Genomic DNA, 17,188 nt, shown 5'->3' with positions numbered 1-17,188 from the left:
TTTTACACCTCCACATAATAAACAAACTTTAATGATCCATGGAGAGTATCCCTTAACCTTAATTGCAATTGTGCAATTCCATTGTTAATCCGAACATTTTTGATGACATTTTTTACAAAATAACATGTTTGACCTGTATTCATATCAATAACTTCCTTATAGCTATCGTAAATCTTAAATTCATCGTTGTATTCTACTCCCATACCATCTATTACCGAAAATGAAATATCACATGTCTGAATACCAACTAGTTGTTCACTTTTAAAAAAATTAAATCTAAGGATTTCCCGATCACCTAATATAACTCGATCCACCATTTCCGGATTTGCGCTATATCTTTCTCTATCTTCAAACTTATCTCCTATTTCTGTATGAGTTTTTTGCCATTTGAGTGGATCGCGTTTTTGTTTACGAACTCCATTTGCTTTATTTTCTACACCGGTTTTTTGTTTTTTGTTCCGCTTTTCCTTTTTTGACTCACTGCCAAATGATTTTACAAGAGTTCTTCCATTTTTCACTCTAACAGTACCTAAAGACTTTTCTAATTCTTTGCGAAATTGGGTTTCTACAACATATAAAATATCCTTAGTATCCATTAATCCATCAGTTTTATTGTTCACTCGAATAGCTTCATTAATTACTTTCGCAATTTCTTTTGATAAATTGTTAATAAATCTAGTTGCTTGCTTTTTCAATTTCTCATCATTAATATGGTCTTTTGAAAGTTTGGTATGGGCTTCATTTTCTAGTGATTTCAAATATTCGTCTTCCTTTGAACCACCAATTAATACAGCATTAAAAGGTTTTGTTGCATTGTTACTTACTATAAAATCCTCTATTTTCATACCGATTGTTCGAACAATTGCTACGCGACCTCTAGGAATTCGCTCGTCATATCTAAAATAAAGGTCAAAATGAAAATCTTGAGCGATATTATTAATTACAATTTTCTTAGGAGTACAGTTTAAATAAGTATTAACATAAAGAGGGGTAAATTCTTTTTTTATTTCAGTTATTTCTTGTTCGTAGTATTTTTCATTATTTACATAATCTAAGATTGTATCTTTACTTATTTCTTTATCATTCACATAAACTATTAGTTTATTTTTGAGAATAGATATAAAAAAGCTGTCACAAACAGTCTTAATTATTTCAATATCATTATCATACTCTTTTCTCAAATATGGAATTACAATTTTTAATCCCCTAGTATCTTTTTTAAAAACTTCATGGTATCTATTTTCATAAGGAAAAAATTTAGCATTGTTATTCTTGTCATATCTAACATCAGTAAAGTATCCTGTAGAGCGATATACTCTCCCTTTATACTCGTGTTCAATTAGCTGAACAGTTCCACCTAAGTGTTGATCTCCATTTTCATCACAATTTGCAAAATACATAATATGTAAATCAGAAGCAGCATTAGAAGCAATTTTACCTACTCCGTGAGACCCACCGCGAGCAATTTCAATTTTTTCATCATCTTCTTCAAAATGAACCCCTTTGCTATAAGCATATATCCCCCAAGTGTCTTTTTTAGAATTACTCTGTCCATTTCTTGCACCAGTAAGCCCTTTGGTATTCAAGTCTTCAAAAGAGATGTATCTTACAATCTTTTGATCTAGTTTATTTTGCATATGTTGAATTGTTTCTTTTGTATATTTATTGTGACCTACCAAACATTTTATTCTTTCTTTAATTCCTTCTATTCCCGGAATGTCTTTCTCATGAATTTCTCCAGTTTTTATTTTTACAATTACAGGTTTATCACTACCAGGTAGTTTCCCATCTAGAGAATTTTGGATATTTTCACGCGTTAATCCTTTCACGCCCATTTCCTTAAATCGTTCCAAGCTTCTGTTAAATAAAGGTTCTTCGATATTAGGAATTGGGGAGAATTTCCATTGTTGATTATCATCAAATTTTAATTGCATTAAAATCACCTCATTAATTTTGCAAATAAAAATTCGGTAAATTTTTTATTAATTACTAATAAATCTTTGAGGTAATCAAAACAGATACTGTCACGAATTTTATGTAAAAAAACATAGATAGGATATCTCTGTATGGATTTAGAATGCATAGGGGACTACGTTTCTCACACAGGTGAGACTGAATATTCAGTCCCCTGTGTAGAAAGTGAGAATCCCCTTATCTCATTTATTTCTATTATTTGGTTAATTGTCTTGTAACGGTCTTCAAACATCCGCTAAAGGGCTTCATCTGCTTCGATAAATCCTTGTCACTTTTTCCCTGAACATTTCTCATTAAAATCTCGGATGGTCTAATACACGACTTTTTCATCGGCTTGAGATGTTTCCGAATCTCCTTGATCGTTCGTTCAATGACATTCGTCACATAAATCACGCTTCAAATACTGCTTGAATCATCCATAAATATTAAGGAGGTTATCCAACTCATTGCCCCATGATTGAACTTCTTTCGGATACTTTCTTGACCGTCTCGACTCAAACTGTTAAAACATCTGTAACGTCCTCTCCTTATTCGGAACACGATAAATCAGTTTGAGATCCTCTACCACTTCAACTTAATATTTTTTCCGAACACGATTTAAGGTATTACGTACTTTGTGAACGACACAACACTATACATCGACCTTCGGGTAATCTGCCATAAAGTCTTCCTCTTACTCCGGTGGTACATCAAATACGCCCAGAAACACTTCCCTTACTCCTTTGTTGTGTAGTTATTTAAGAATCTCCTGCTAAACATAGACGTTTTCCGTTTATACCTAACACAACATAAATAACCTCTTTTTCTACCGTATCTCGATGAAGTTTCACATACAATCCACCCATATATATGCCCGAATATCGCTTTTGAATAGGACGTTTGTGCCAATTTGGCAATGTCTTCCTTTACCACATCCGTAATATGAGTAGTGGGTGTAGATGAGTAACCATTTCCTTGAACTCTTTCAATAAACCGACCAAATTCACACGTACTGATGCCATTTTAATACATCTTGATGATGGTTTCCTCGAGCCAACCGGTATGGCGTTGGTAAGGAGGGAACAACTGGGTTTGAAATTCCCCTTTTCGGTCTCTTAGGACCAAAAAGACCTTTAATTTGGCCTTATTACGTATCTAAATATTCGTTGATCGTTACAGTTTATCATATTCAACGTTCCAGCCTGTTCAATTTCGGGGAGATTCTATCATGATCAGTTCTAATTTTTCTTTTATAAACTGAAGAATCGCACTTTCCAGTTGATTTGCCCTGTCTTTATTCTTTATTCGGTATACTTTAAACATAGGTAAGGTTCTTCTTTCTCTGGGATGTGTTTTTTCCAATTCAGAGAATACCCTACCTTTTCTTTTGATCTAGTAAAATGCTATACACAAAATTTTTTACATCACCGAAAAACACTAGGTTTAGATAAAATTAATTCAGTGCTTTTCTTCTTTAAAACTATAAGATTATTTTTTGCTAACTAAATACGAAACCAATTTGGCAATATTTTGTCCTCTACGATCGATATCCTTTTTTGACCAAATTTTCTTATCCTTTGTAACATAATTTGGTTGATATTTGTTAATTAGTGCTACATTTTCCGCTGTTTTACCACTTTTTATAGATGTTTTCACTTTTTCAACAATGGTCTTAGTAATCATAAAATCAGTCTTTTTGTATGCATTAATTTTTTCACCAAAGGTTGAATTACCAAGTCCCGAGTTTTCAACATTATACAATAATGTTAAATTTCCAATACGATTTAAATAGTCTTGATGCTCTTCATCACTTTTAAATCCATATTCTTTTAAGTTAATTTTTAATGAGCGAGATAAAATATGCTCTACAGATATTCGTTTACCACGTGGAACAGTTATAATTGAAGTATTGTTGTTAAAATATAATTCAATGAACTTTAACATATCTACAGCTTTCATTTGCGCTGTTCCACGGGCATTGGCAAAGTCCTTGGTTGGAATTATTGTTTCTATTAATTTTCTACGCCTTTCGATCAATTTATTCAACTCATTTAGCACAACATTTGCCTTTTCTTCATCTGAAAATTTTTTATCCAAAATTTTATTTATAAGTATAGGTAATTCTCTTTCAATCGTATTTGTTTGCGTATATGAAAATAAAATGGATGCACCATATCTAACAGCGGCATCGAGGACACGATCTTTTATATCTTGATTACTTTCATAAAAAATGATTAGTAAGGGATGCATTTGTTTCAGCCTTAAAATCTTAAATAAAATAAACATATTTTGGTGACAACTAAATGGATTATCCATAGGTGATTTTTCAATCTCTTTATATAGCTCTGAAACACTTAATAGTTTCCTTGACATTGATAGTATTTCATTCGTATTAACTTTGGGACTTTGATCTTTGATATTGTTTTTATGAAAAAAGTCAAATAATTTTTCCTGTTTAATATTTTCCCCGAATTCAGCCGAAATAAAATGTTTCATGAAAGTTGAAGAATTTATTTTTCGGTTTTTTGTAATTTGAAGATTATTGATAAAACCACTCCAATTGCTATTAAATTCTTCAATATCTGTTTTATGATATTCAGCAAAGTTTAATTGTTTTAGAAAGCGATTTTTTACTAAATCAAGTGGTTCTAATGAACGACCTCTATCATTTAATACTTCAAACAGTTGGAAAGCCTTTGCCTCAGACGGAGCCGTGGTAACAATTAGTTTTACCTTAGTACGAAGGTAAGCAATGAATCTTATTAATTGATTTTCTTCAAGATCTTGGATTTTATCTAAAATAGTATTGTAAACCTCTTCTATATTTTCATCTGATTGAACCTTAGGCTTAATATTTTCTATATCTCTTATTAAACTTTTATAATATTCACCAAATGGTAAAGTTGACTCATGTGTTATCTTAAGACCTAGAAATTCACCAGCATCATCAAGTTTATAAAATCCTTTTTCAAGATCCCCCAGTCTTTTTAACCAACGAGTATGATCTGGAGATTCCAAATCATATGCTTTCTTTTTTACTACTTCATATAATGCTTTAAATGTTAAAGTTAATGTAGTTAGTCGTTGTTGACCATCCACTACTAACCACTTATTACCCGCATCTATTAAAACAATATTACCAAGTAGATACCCTGGTAAATTACTAGTTTCTATTTGAAAACCATTTGTATCTTCTTCAAAGTCTCTAAAAAGTTCTAGAGCTTGCTCACTAGTCCACACGAAATCTCGTTGAAAATCCGGAATATGGAAAGTTTTATTATTATTTAGTAAAATTTCAGTAAGATTTTTCATTTCTGAACGTATTTCACCTTGAACATCCATTCTTTCATCTCCCTTTATGAAAATTTATATTAATTATCCAAGCAAAAATAAAGTAAGTCCTGATTCTTATATCATATATAATAACAAACTTTTCAAATAAACTTCACTTCCGATGTTTATGGCATTATAAAAATGTAGGTTTTGGCACTCCTTTTATGTAGGTTCTCCTTGAAGGGAGACAAAAAAATAGCCACTTGCGAACATCCCTTAAATTCATTACACTTCCTGTTGGATGAACTAGTAAAACAGGAGGTAAGATAAGGAGATGTTACAAGTGACCGATATACAGTATATCAGACAAGAAGTAAATAGAAAAGGGTGCAGTTATTCTGATGTCGCAAGGCGAACCAATGTAGATTACCGAACAGTAAAAAAATACGCTGACATGGAAGAATTTCAGCCAAATAAAAAGATAAAAAAATCACAACCGGCTCCAGTTATGGATCCTGTAAAAGACATTGTGGATCAATGGTTGAGAGAGGATTTAAAAAAGAAAAAGAAATATCGACGAACTGCCAAGCGTATTTGGCAACTGTTGGTAGAAAACGAAAATTTTAAAGGTTCTGATCGGACTGTACGCGCATATGTGGCAAAACGCAAGAAGGAATTACTTGAGGAAAGCAATGAGGCTGCATTACCACTTGAAGCGAAGCCAGGAGACGCTCAAGTTGATTTTGGGGAAGCTCCGTTTAAATATATGGGAAAAGTGGTGGATCTCCCCTTTTTGGTCATGTCCTTTCCATCTAGTAATGCCGCATATGTGCAAGTGTTTGAATCTCAAAACCAAGAATGTTTTTTGGAAGGATTGAAGCGTTTCTTCCATCATATTGGGGGTGTTCCATGTAGAATCCGTTTTGATAACTTAACACCAGCAGTAAAGAAAATACTTCCACATGGCAAACGGATTTTAACGGAAGGTTTTCAACAATTTGCCCTTCATTACGGATTTGCTTACGAGTTTTGTAACCCTGCCTCCGGAAATGAGAAAGGACATGTCGAATCAAAAGTAAAGTATATTAGGAACAATATGTTCCTTCCGGAACGGACCATATATAATCTTGAGGATTTTAATCGACAACTATGGGAAGAATGTGAAAAAGATCATCAACGACAGCATTATGAAAAAAAGATAGAAATTGCAAAATTACATGAAGAAGAAAGAGCTGCTTTCCTGTGTCTTCCTGCAAAAGAATACACATGTACTCGATATGAAACAGTAAAAGCAGATAAATATGGTTTTATACAGATCGACGCCAAGAAATATTCAACATCTCCCCGATTCGCTAGTCAAACCGTATTGGCCCGGATTACATATAATCGGGTCGATATCATCGATGAAAATGGTGAAATCATTGTTCGGCATGAAAGAATATATGGGGAAAAAATGAGGTCCATGAAATGGCAGCCGTATTTGGCTTTAATGGCTAAAAGACCGACGGCCTTGAAATATAGTACATTTTATGAGCAGCTTCCGCACAATTGGCAAAAATATTTGGAAACATGTACATTGGAAGAGAAAAGGAAGGCATTACAACTCCTTTCAACGATTCTCAAAGACTATGATTTTCGTAAAGCAAGCGAGGCATTGGATTTGGCAATGGCTTCTGGCCACCCTTCAATAGAAACAATCAAACATGCCTATATTCAATTGGTTTCTGGACAAGGCGATCGTTTCACATTACAGATGATCCATTCGGTTCCGGAACTGCCAAATGTTGTAAGAGGCATGAGCCAATATGATACCGCAATGTTCTCAGAAAGGGGTGGCGAATATGAATGATCTCATTCAGCAATATGCCAAAAGATTGAAACTGAGTTGGATTCGTGAACATTACCATGAAGTTAACGCCAGAAATTATGAAGAATATTTATTAAAACTCTTCGAACAAGAGATTGCCCAGCGTGAAAAACGGAAAATCAATTTATTACTAAAATCGGCAACATTGCCAAACAAGTATGGCAAAACGTTTGATTGGAAAGATATTGAACTAGGGCAAGGAATCACCCAAACAGATCTTCTCGATGGTAAATTTATCGAGAGAAAAGAAAATCTTATTTTCTACGGAGGAGTAGGTGTTGGTAAGACTTATCTATCTACTTTGATCGGATTAAATGTCATACGCAAGTATGGAATGAGAGTGAAGTTTTATACTGTTGCCTCTTTGGTCAATCAACTTTTAGAGGCCAATGAGAAAGGATTGTTAAATAAGTTTTTTAAGCAGATTGAAAAGCTCGATTTACTGATTTTAGATGAATTAGGATATATTCCCTTACACAAGCAAGGAGCAGAATTACTTTTTCAAGTAATCAGCCTGTGTTATGAACAAAAAAGCATCATCGTTACCACCAATCTTCAGTTTGGACAATGGAATCATATTTTTGGTGATCCGATTTTAACGCAAGCAGTAGTAGATCGGCTCATTCACCATTCCCGTTTAATCTTATTTAAAGGTGAGAGTCATCGTTTAAGAGAATCAGTGTCTAATCGATACTAAAGTGGGTTTGCAGGTGGCTACAAAAAGGCTTGCCATTTTATACATTTTTCTCTTGCCAAATACAACTTCCGAATTATTTTATATTAGTATATTGTTAAGAAAATTTGAATTTAAATACAAAAATTTCTAAGAATATACCAATAAAAGATTTTTACACTTTTTTTGGGGTGTATCAATAATTTTGTGTAAATGATCCAATTCCAGTAGATGGATTAGCCTGCTCATTTTAATTGGTAAAGCTTCTATTTTAGGTGAAACACACAGCCACAGCGGTAGCTGTTTTGCTGGTTGGGTTCAGGGACCCTGACAGCTAGAACTTAGAAAAGATCGGTCGTGGTACGCTAGGTGTGCGGATTAAGTCCCTGCACAGGGCTTTATTTTTCCCATCCGCCAACGTACACACTACCACGACCACAAACAAGGTCAAGGATGGCGGACTGATGCTAAAGCTTAATCTTCTAGTGCTTCAAACATCTGTATCAATTCTGATTTCGCCTTTTCAACCCCTGATGACAACGCATGCCAAATTTGTGATTATAGTCTAGAAACCGTGTCACGAGAAAGCGTTCTAACGATTCTTCATTCGGGAATTGTTCTTTGCGTTTGACATATGTTTGATTTCTTTGTTAAAAGCTTCGATTAAATTTGTTGAGTAGATACTGCGACGTATGGAAGGTGGGAAATCATGAAATATTAGAATCTGTTTATTGTTCATCACTGATTCAATGACACGTGGATAAGACTTTTCCCACTTGCTTTGCATTTGTTTCAAGCTTCTAAAGCTTCTTTATGGTCTTTCAGCCTTGAAATCATCAAAATGGCTGCGCGATCTTTTACACGTACTTTACTGGAAATGTTTCGAGCGACATGTACACAGCACACTTGATGTTTCACCTTTTGATAGACATGGTGAACGCTATCTGTCATCCCTGAGATTCCATCGGAAATGAAGAGAAGAACGTTTTCATCTCCTCGTTCACGTAGGCCTTGGATGAGTTCTTCTCATACATGATAAGACTCTGTTGGTGCAATGGTAAAGTCTAATACTTCTTTGCTTCCTTCTTCCGTAATACCGATAGCGATGTAGAAAGCTTCATTTCAACCGTTTGATGTCGAATCGGAATATGAGTGGCATCCAGATAAATGCACACATAGCCTTCTTCGAGCTTTCGTTCATGGAAGGCCTTAACGTCTTTAGAAACAAGTTGCGTCAAGTTCGAAACCGTTTGTTTGGAATAGTGGTGTCCATACATCCGCTCGATGAGATGAGCGGTTTCATTTGTCGTAATCCCTTTGTCATAAAGGTGAATGACAAACTGTTCCAGCGTATCATTGGAACGCTTATAAGGAGCTATTGTTTGTTGCTAGAACTAGCCATTACGGTCTCTAGGAATGCGAAGATGTAGTTCTGCGTATGCAGTTTACAAGGTACGATCGTAGTAGCCATTACGGGAATTGCCGGAATGAAAACCTTCCCGATCGAAAGGCTCATAGTCTAAAAAGACGGTTAATTCATGTTTCAACAGTTGATTGATCGCTGTTCCCAAATTATGACGAAAAACTTCTTCGATATCTTGTTTTTGTGCTATTGCTTCGACTAAATCTGTAGAAAGATGATTCATATGGAAGACCTCTTTTCTGTGAGTTGGTTGGCTAACTTTATTCTACAGAAAGGGTCTTCCTTTTTCATTCAAATATTGAAGAATGTTATCCATTAGTGTCCTTTCAGTACTACCTTTCTCAATCATTTCTTTCGTTGAAAAGTGATGATATTGATCAACCGTCTGAAACTCCAAATGATCCATATCAAAAACAAAAAAAGATACGAATTTAAAATCGTATCCTTTCTTAAGATTGCCTGCGGGAATGATATTTTTTACAAAATGATTGATATTGTTCAATTTGTTCATCTCCTTATTGTTTTTATTTGTTACTAACGAATTATTAATACCTCGGGAAGGGAAGTACATTGTTCCCACCCTTTTTCTTTGCAAATGTTTCCTTTAACTGCTGAACGATTTTATCTCCATTACACATGCAAAGGTTTTTCACCAAGTCTTCACTCATATTCATCAATATTTCTAAATCCCGGTCATCAAATTTTGGATCCATGAGGGACAAATAAAAGGCGATACGTAATGCAGTATCACCAATTAAAGGATTGTCCCATTCCTCACCGTCTTCATAGAGAAGGTTTTTAAAAAAACCGATATCATATAAGAGCAACTCACCCCAACTATCACCGGTGTGTATCCGAACGAGACCAAATCCTAGGGATATTAATAATTCTAAGTCCATCGGTAAATCATTAAACCTATAAAAATAAACCGGCCTTTTGAACATTGGTGTCTTTTGAATGAGTTCCAAATCCTCTAGTTTCCGATTAAATCGTGCATGAATCTGGAAAACATGAAAAAATTCTTTCGGATTCGGATACCGATTGATTAATTCCAGCTGGTCTATTTGGAAATAGGATTCAATCGTATGGAATCGATTTGAATTGTCTACTACAAAATAGGAAACAATTTCAAAGTCTTTTCCTTCTACAAGTCCTTCGGTAGGAATAATTGTCATTCTTTCATTCGTTTTCATTTTCTCCAAACATCCTTTCTTGAAATTTTCCACTATATAATGTAATGAATGTTGGAGAAAACCCACGCTTGTTAAAACTTTTATAAGATAATTAAATCAACTTTCGCACCTTGAAAAATGGTTAAATACTATTCCCTGTAGAGTTCACACTAGTTGAAGTTTAGTTCTTGAATTGAGATAAAAACACAAAAAACACCCCACGTTTAGTAAATCTGAATCCGTGATAAAAAAATAGATATTCACAGCGACAAACCTTGATATAATAGGGATATGCATCCTTTTGGATCAATAAAATCACTTCACCAGGTAGGTGCATAATGACAATGGTAAAATTTATTTTAGAAGACTCCGATGAAACATTATCCACTCATTCCGGGTTAGGTTTAATTGGTTTACTTTTATCAAAAACCAAGTTGTCCAAGCGCTTTTCAAACTTAAAAGTGCCTAACATAAAGTCATTCCCTTCCATATCTACTGGGGATGTGATGACGTCCTATATCGGTATCCTATCTCAAAGTAAAAATGACTTTGAAGATATCGAACCGTTTCGAGATGACCCATTCTTCTGTCGCGCACTAGGCGTACAATCTGTTCCATCCAGTGCTACTTTGCGACAACGCTTAGATCAAACGGCGAAAGTAGGAGGATGGAAGTCCATTATCTTAGAAGAATCCGTCTTGTTGCTTCAGCAGTTTGATTCCCCTGTTACGCCAATAATCCTGAAAGATAAGAAAACCAAGTATGTTCCACTTGATATCGATGTTTCCCCGTTTGATAACTCCAACACGAAGAAAGAAGGAGTGAGTCGAACGTACAAAGGATGTGATGGATACGCTCCAAACTTCGCGTATCTTGGTCAAGAAGGGTATGTCGTCAATGTTGAATTGCGAGAAGGAAAAACACATGTTCAAAACAATACCGATACTTTCCTTCAAGAAGCGATTCACTATTCGAAAAGGCTGACAAACAATCCATTGCTTGTTCGTATGGATGGGGGAAATGATAGCATCGACAACTTAAAAGTGTGTGAAAAAGAAAACGTCCATCTCATTATTAAACGGAATCCGCGACGTGAAAAACTGGAAACATGGCTAGCGATTGCCGAGCAAAGAGGGAAGCAAGTCTCTGCACGTGATGGGAAACGGATCTTTTATGGCTCTATCTCCGTCACACCCAAAGGGATGAAGAAGTCCCTTCGGCAAGTATATAAAGTTGTGGAGCAAACGATTGATAAAAACGGCCAAATCCTGTTAGTGCCTGATATTGAATTCGAGAGTTACTGGACAACCTTAGACCTTGAGCCAGAGGAAGTCATCGATCTCTATCATGCACATGGAACATGTGAACAATTTCATAGTGAATTAAAAACAGACCTAGATTTAGAACGGTTACCGTCTGGAAAGTTTTCGACCAATGACTTGATCTTGCACCTTGGTTGTTTTACTTATAATCTTCTTCGGCTCATTGGGCAAGAAAGCTTAAAGTCTCATGATGCACCCGTCAAAAAGAAGGTCTTTCGTCGAAGAGTGAAAACCGTTATTCAAAACCTTATCACGCTCGCATCGAAAATGGTTTGTCACGCGCGAAGGTGGTATTTGAAATTTGGAAACAACAGCCCATGGTTTCCTACTTTCAAGCGAATATACATATCTTTTTCAAATAGATAGACGAGATGAACAGAATACCCAAACACTAAACCTGCCAAAAATTACAAAACAGCAGGTTTATTTGTCGTTCCCGTAAACTCAGTAAATGATTGTTCTTTATGAGAAATTAAAACAGCAACACTACATATAAAAAAATCCATTAAAATGAATAAAGATAACCATCATGTCACGGATTCAGGGTAAAGTTAATTTGTAAAGAATTACCATTACCTTATTAGCCCCAAAATGAACTTGGACAATAAGAATAATTTTAATTTTACTGCTTAATGTACCCAGGAGGCTGACATCATAAAGAGAACCAAACATTCAGAAGACTTCAAATTTATTGCTAAAATCGGCAACACCGCCAAATAAGTATGTCAAAACATACTAGAGCAAGGAATCACCAAAACAGATCTTCCCGATGGTAAATTTATCGGGTGTGTAATTGATTATTTAAGAAACGAAGGAAGTTTATTCAGTCTCAATTCCATATCTAGGATCGAACGTCAAAGGGACGAATGAAATTATGTGATAAATACGTTGATATTTTTTGGTTGTTTGACTGACCAATAAAACTGCTTATGCAATGCTACTGATGCTAAACATTAAATCGTTAATTTTTATTTTTTAATTTTTTTGCCTTCCGTTCAAAATAGCGATGAAGTCTATATTCACAAATTTCATTTACCCATTGAAACAATGTTTCCTCCATAGAGGAAGGTACTTCAATTTCAAATTGAAATTGCTTATTTTCAAAAGTTACAAACCCTTTACTACTATTTGCCCATTTTTTCATTGGCATTCTCTCTATTAAAGAAATAACCTTTTTTATATCTGGATCCACAGGATCAATACTGTTTCTTTTCTTAACAGATAAATATTTTTGAAAAAAAGGAGCTACTTTTTCTGCAGTAATTGCTTTATACCATGATTGCTTTCCTCTTTCTAGCATCGATTTAAGCACAACCATTTTATAACTTTTAGACATAGCAGTTTTTTCAATCTCGTGGAGCAAATCTTTAAATCTATTAAAAACATTTATTTCACTATCAGAAAGCTCGTCTGCTTCATACAGCATACCAATGTAAGAACCAAATTCCCGTGATAAATTTAACTCGTATACATTACTTTTTAAATACATTTCTAAATAAGTAGGCCGACGTCCCAATTCTAATTTCAAATTAAAGTAAGCATCAATAATTTGTTGCCGATAAGTGCGATTTCTCTTAACCATTTCCTCTAATAAATTAATAGCTTCTAAATCAAAGTTCAGTGTACAATCTGTCATAGGAATGTTCTCTACTGTTCTTATCCTTAATGGTTCGTTAGGCTTTAAGGTTGGTTTAAAAACACGTAGTTTACGATCTACATTTCGATAATTTCCTATAAAATCAATAATTACACAATGGGTTTTACCTTCTGCTATTCTTAATCCACGACCAATTTGTTGGGTAAAAATGGATATTGATTCCGTTGGACGTATAAACAACAACGTATCCACTGTAGGAATATCTACACCTTCATTAAATAAATCTACTGTAAAAATAATCTCAATTTCTCCATTCGTAAACTTTTCCCGTATATTTTTCCGTTCTAAATGTGAATTTTGCCCAGTTAATACTTCTGCTTTAATATTTTTATTTTTAAAGTAATTACATAAATACTTTGCCTGTTTTACTGAAGAACAAAAAGCTAACGTTTTAGTTTGTTTATATTTTATCCATTCATTAAAAACCTTTTCAACTACTCTATTTTGTAATTGTTCTTTTAGTAATTCCTCTTCATCATAATGATTCCCTAACCATTTAATTTGTGAATAATCTATTTCATCTTTTATTCCATAATAATGAAATGGAGATAGCCATTTTCTTGCAATTGCATCAAGAAAATGAATTTGTATGGCTACATTTCCATCACAAATACTATAGACATCTTGATTATCAAGTCTATCAGGGGTAGCAGTTATTCCGAGTAAAAACTTTGGTGTAAAATAATCGATGACTCGGCTGTATGTCTTGGCAACAGCATGATGAAATTCATCAATGACGATTAAATCAAAATCATCTTTTTGAAATTTATTTAAATGATATTTTTGTGAAATCGTAAATATTGAAGCAAATATAAACTCACTTTTTATATCTTTTTCTTTTGCGTTAAAATAACCATGGGATTTATTTGGATGAATTTGTTTAAATGCTTTTTTGGCCTGTTGTAAAATTTCATCCCGATGAGCAATAAATAGTATTCTATTGAATCTTTTAGCAAAAAAAGCTGCTAAATACGTTTTCCCTAAACCAGTTGCTAGTACGGTTAACGCCTTGTCATAACCTTGTTCAATTGTTTCATCAAGTGCATCTAATGCAAGTTTTTGAGCAGGTCTAGGTACAATAATATCGTATGAATCAGTTTCTTCCGTTACAACTGGAGAACTTTGTTCAACTCCATACATTAATTTAGTAGACTCATAATCATCCCATTTTGTTGACAGAGGTGTAATCTTGTTAGCTTCAGAAAATGAAATTTCATATTCTTTTAATGTCTCTTTATTGATAGGTATGGTATGTATGCTATAAAAAAGTCTATGAAATTCTTCAACAGATTTTTCAAATGTTTCTAAATTCACCGTATATAAATTCCACTCAACACCGCTAGTCAAGGCGGATTGAGATAAATTTGATGAACCAACAATAACATGTTGAGAAGTTTGATGTCGGAATAGATAAGCCTTTGGATGAAATGATTTACCGTAGGATCGATACATTCTAATTTCAGCATTCGGTAAATTTTCCAATAGTATTTTAAGAGCTTCCGGCTGTGTTATATAAAGATAATCACCAACTAAGAGTTGTATTTCACATCCTCGATCATGTGCCTTTTTTAAAGTAGGAAGAATTAATGAAACACCAGATTTCATTGCGAAGGCGGTAATCCAGCAAATATGTATTGCATCTTCGGTTAAATGAGTTAATTCATTTATCAAATTTGCAGTAATTAATTTCATATTTATCTATCCTCTACATCAATTAAATAAAGACCTTTATCAAATCCTCCCCGATTATTTTTCTTTTTCACACGAATAACTTCTAATTCATCAAATGATTTATTATAAACCTTTAATGAGGCGTGAATAAGTTCTAACACATCCGCAAGTTCTTCTAATGCATCGTGTTCATTTGTAGCTTCATCAAATTCTTTTACTTCTTCGTATAATTTCTTTTTAATTTCCTTTAAGTGCTCATTATTTTCAAGTATTCGATAATTATAAGAAAGCCCTTCTTTATCTAGAATTTCTAATATACGATCACGGATCAATTTGTTATAAACTGGCATAATATTCACTCCATTACTATTTATTTATCTACTATTATTATTGTAAATGATTGCTTGTAATAAAAGTGGAAAAAACTTTAAATTTGCTAAAAATATTAATAAACTTTCTATATCGTTACTTACTGAAATATAAAAAACGGTAAAACCAATATAAGTAAAATTTAAAATTTTCCACTCTGTGTTTAATTTTAACGAAATAAATATGGGTACTGTCAAGAATTTTGTATATGCTTCTGTAGAGTATACAGATTGTGTGTTATTAGACATAAAATGAATTCATCTTTTCCCCGCTAGAGAGTTGAATATTCTATCCCCTAGTGGGAATCGTACTTCCTTTTATCTGAACGTTTTGTCCTACATTGTTTTCCCCGGTGTTCGATTATTTCCAGTATTCAAACGAGTTTGTTATAATGAGTCACCCGTTTTTCTTTCCTTTACATACATTAGATGGGATCGAACTCATGTATCAGCTAATTGATTATAAGGTTCTTTACCGTCATAATGAACCCTGTAACCCATCCAATAACTAGAAAGTAGAAATTTTACAACAACATAATGTTTAAATGGACCAAAAAAAGCCCCCCCTCTTTCTCCTAATTGAGATCGGTTTCAAATGGAGTTGTGAAAAATAAATTTGTTCATTGCCAACATTTCATAAAATTGAAAAGTTTTACTCGAAAAATTCAGTGAAATTTTAAAAATATAAATTTGTTTTTCATAATTTCCTTACGATTCAACGGATTATTAACCCCTTTTTCCCGCAAAGGCAAAGCCTATTTCCGTTTTTTTTTTACAATGTTTCGGAATTTATTACAAGTTTCTGAACTTCTTATATTAATATAATGTTTTATTTTCCTTTTTGTTACAATGTATATAGGAATTATTTTCTATTATTGCATTCAATTTACAAAAAGGGAGTGGGTTACCATTGGGAGAAGTACAACAAAAGAAGAATTCAGTATTTCAATGGGTATGGGTTGCAATTGCTTTTATCGCCTTAATCACGATTGTGCTTTTACCAAATTCCTCAGATCTTCCTGTGGCAGGACAGCGGGCGTTAGCCATTTTAGCCTTTGCGTTGATCCTGTGGGTGACGGAAGCAGTCTCCTATCAAGTAAGCGCTTTTATGATTATGAGTTTGATTGCCATACTTATCGGTCTATCCCCTGATTTAACGGATCCGACCGAACTATTTGGAACAAAAAATGCACTGAAAATGGCATTAAGTGGTTTCAGCAGTACGGCTGTCGGTCTTGTTGCTGCTGCCTTATTTCTCGCTGCCGCCATTAAGGATACGAATTTACATAAGCGGCTAGCTTTATGGATTCTTTCCAAAGTCGGTGTAAAAACGAAAAATTTAGTATTTGGTGCAATTCTTGTTTCTTTAATTTTAGCCTTCTTTGTGCCAAGTGCTACAGCTAGGGCCGGGGCAGTCATTCCCATTTTATTAGGGATGGTCGCTGCTTTTGGTCTGCCAAATAACAGCAAACTCGGTGCCCTTTTAGTATTAACATCCGTGCAAGCTGTCTCCATTTGGAATATTGGAATTAAAACGGCGGCTGCTCAAAACATGGTCGCAATCGGTTTTATTGAAAAGGAATTTCACGTAGATGTTCCTTGGAGTTCCTAGTTGATCTATGCTGCACCTTGGTCGATCATTATGTCATTTGTCCTATTTTTTGTTATGACACGTTTAATAAAACCGGAGCTATTATGAAATGATTGGACACTTTCTCTTTTTATTTTTGTAAAACGCTTTTAAAATTGCTTCCATTTCAAAACTCTTTTATTTTTAAAGATTTTTTCTCCTAATCTTCATCATTCCAT

The 17,188-nt window shown here is 34.0% G+C and carries 8 protein-coding genes and 3 pseudogenes; 4 read left to right on the top strand and 7 right to left on the bottom strand.

Annotated elements, in window-relative coordinates:
• Positions 1 to 2 precede the first annotated feature (2 nt).
• From OE105_RS04395 to OE105_RS04385, 3 genes and pseudogenes are all read right to left on the bottom strand, one after another.
• Positions 3 to 1,934, bottom strand: coding sequence for a hypothetical protein (locus OE105_RS04395; RefSeq protein WP_275421522.1), 1,932 nt, complete (start codon positions 1,932 to 1,934; stop codon positions 3 to 5).
• A gap of 308 nt (positions 1,935 to 2,242) precedes the next feature.
• A pseudogene (locus OE105_RS04390) lies at positions 2,243 to 3,276 on the bottom strand (IS256 family transposase).
• A gap of 165 nt (positions 3,277 to 3,441) precedes the next feature.
• Entirely contained in the window at positions 3,442 to 5,295 is a 1,854-nt protein-coding gene (locus tag OE105_RS04385; RefSeq protein ID WP_275421521.1) for a DUF262 domain-containing protein, read from the bottom strand.
• Between the two features lie 265 nt (positions 5,296 to 5,560).
• On the opposite strand from OE105_RS04385, the gene istA reads away from it, so the two are divergent.
• Entirely contained in the window at positions 5,561 to 7,075 is a 1,515-nt protein-coding gene (istA, locus tag OE105_RS04380; protein ID WP_275421520.1) for an IS21 family transposase, read from the top strand.
• Positions 7,068 to 7,790, top strand: coding sequence for an IS21-like element helper ATPase IstB (istB, locus tag OE105_RS04375; RefSeq protein WP_275421519.1), 723 nt, complete (start codon positions 7,068 to 7,070; stop codon positions 7,788 to 7,790). The genes istA and istB overlap by 8 nt, the downstream gene beginning before the upstream one ends.
• 450 nt (positions 7,791 to 8,240) lie before the next feature.
• Here the strand turns inward: istB and OE105_RS04370 are convergent.
• Together OE105_RS04370 and OE105_RS04365 are read right to left on the bottom strand one after the other, a co-directional pair.
• Positions 8,241 to 9,412, bottom strand: a pseudogene (locus OE105_RS04370) (IS256 family transposase).
• A gap of 322 nt (positions 9,413 to 9,734) precedes the next feature.
• Entirely contained in the window at positions 9,735 to 10,382 is a 648-nt protein-coding gene (locus OE105_RS04365) for a hypothetical protein (protein ID WP_275421518.1), read from the bottom strand.
• A 317-nt stretch (positions 10,383 to 10,699) separates the two neighbouring features.
• On the opposite strand from OE105_RS04365, the gene OE105_RS04360 reads away from it, so the two are divergent.
• Positions 10,700 to 12,049: an IS1380 family transposase gene (locus OE105_RS04360; protein WP_275421517.1), complete on the top strand. Its 1,350-nt coding sequence runs from the start codon at positions 10,700 to 10,702 to the stop codon at positions 12,047 to 12,049.
• A gap of 595 nt (positions 12,050 to 12,644) precedes the next feature.
• On the opposite strand, the gene OE105_RS04355 is transcribed toward OE105_RS04360, so the two are convergent.
• Entirely contained in the window at positions 12,645 to 15,032 is a 2,388-nt protein-coding gene (locus OE105_RS04355) for a DEAD/DEAH box helicase family protein (protein ID WP_275421515.1), read from the bottom strand.
• 2 nt (positions 15,033 to 15,034) lie between these two features.
• Positions 15,035 to 15,361, bottom strand: a complete 327-nt coding sequence (locus OE105_RS04350) for a nucleoside triphosphate pyrophosphohydrolase (protein ID WP_275421514.1) — start codon at positions 15,359 to 15,361, stop codon at positions 15,035 to 15,037.
• Between the two features lie 928 nt (positions 15,362 to 16,289).
• Between OE105_RS04350 and OE105_RS04345 the strand changes: the two are divergent.
• Positions 16,290 to 17,069, top strand: a pseudogene (locus tag OE105_RS04345) (SLC13 family permease); the annotation flags it as partial.
• Positions 17,070 to 17,188: the final 119 nt, after the last annotated feature.

Source organism: Fervidibacillus halotolerans (assembly GCF_026547205.1).
Classification (GTDB): Bacteria; Bacillota; Bacilli; order Bacillales; family Caldibacillaceae; genus Fervidibacillus; species Fervidibacillus halotolerans.
This window is presented reverse-complemented; position numbering and strand designations above follow the sequence as displayed.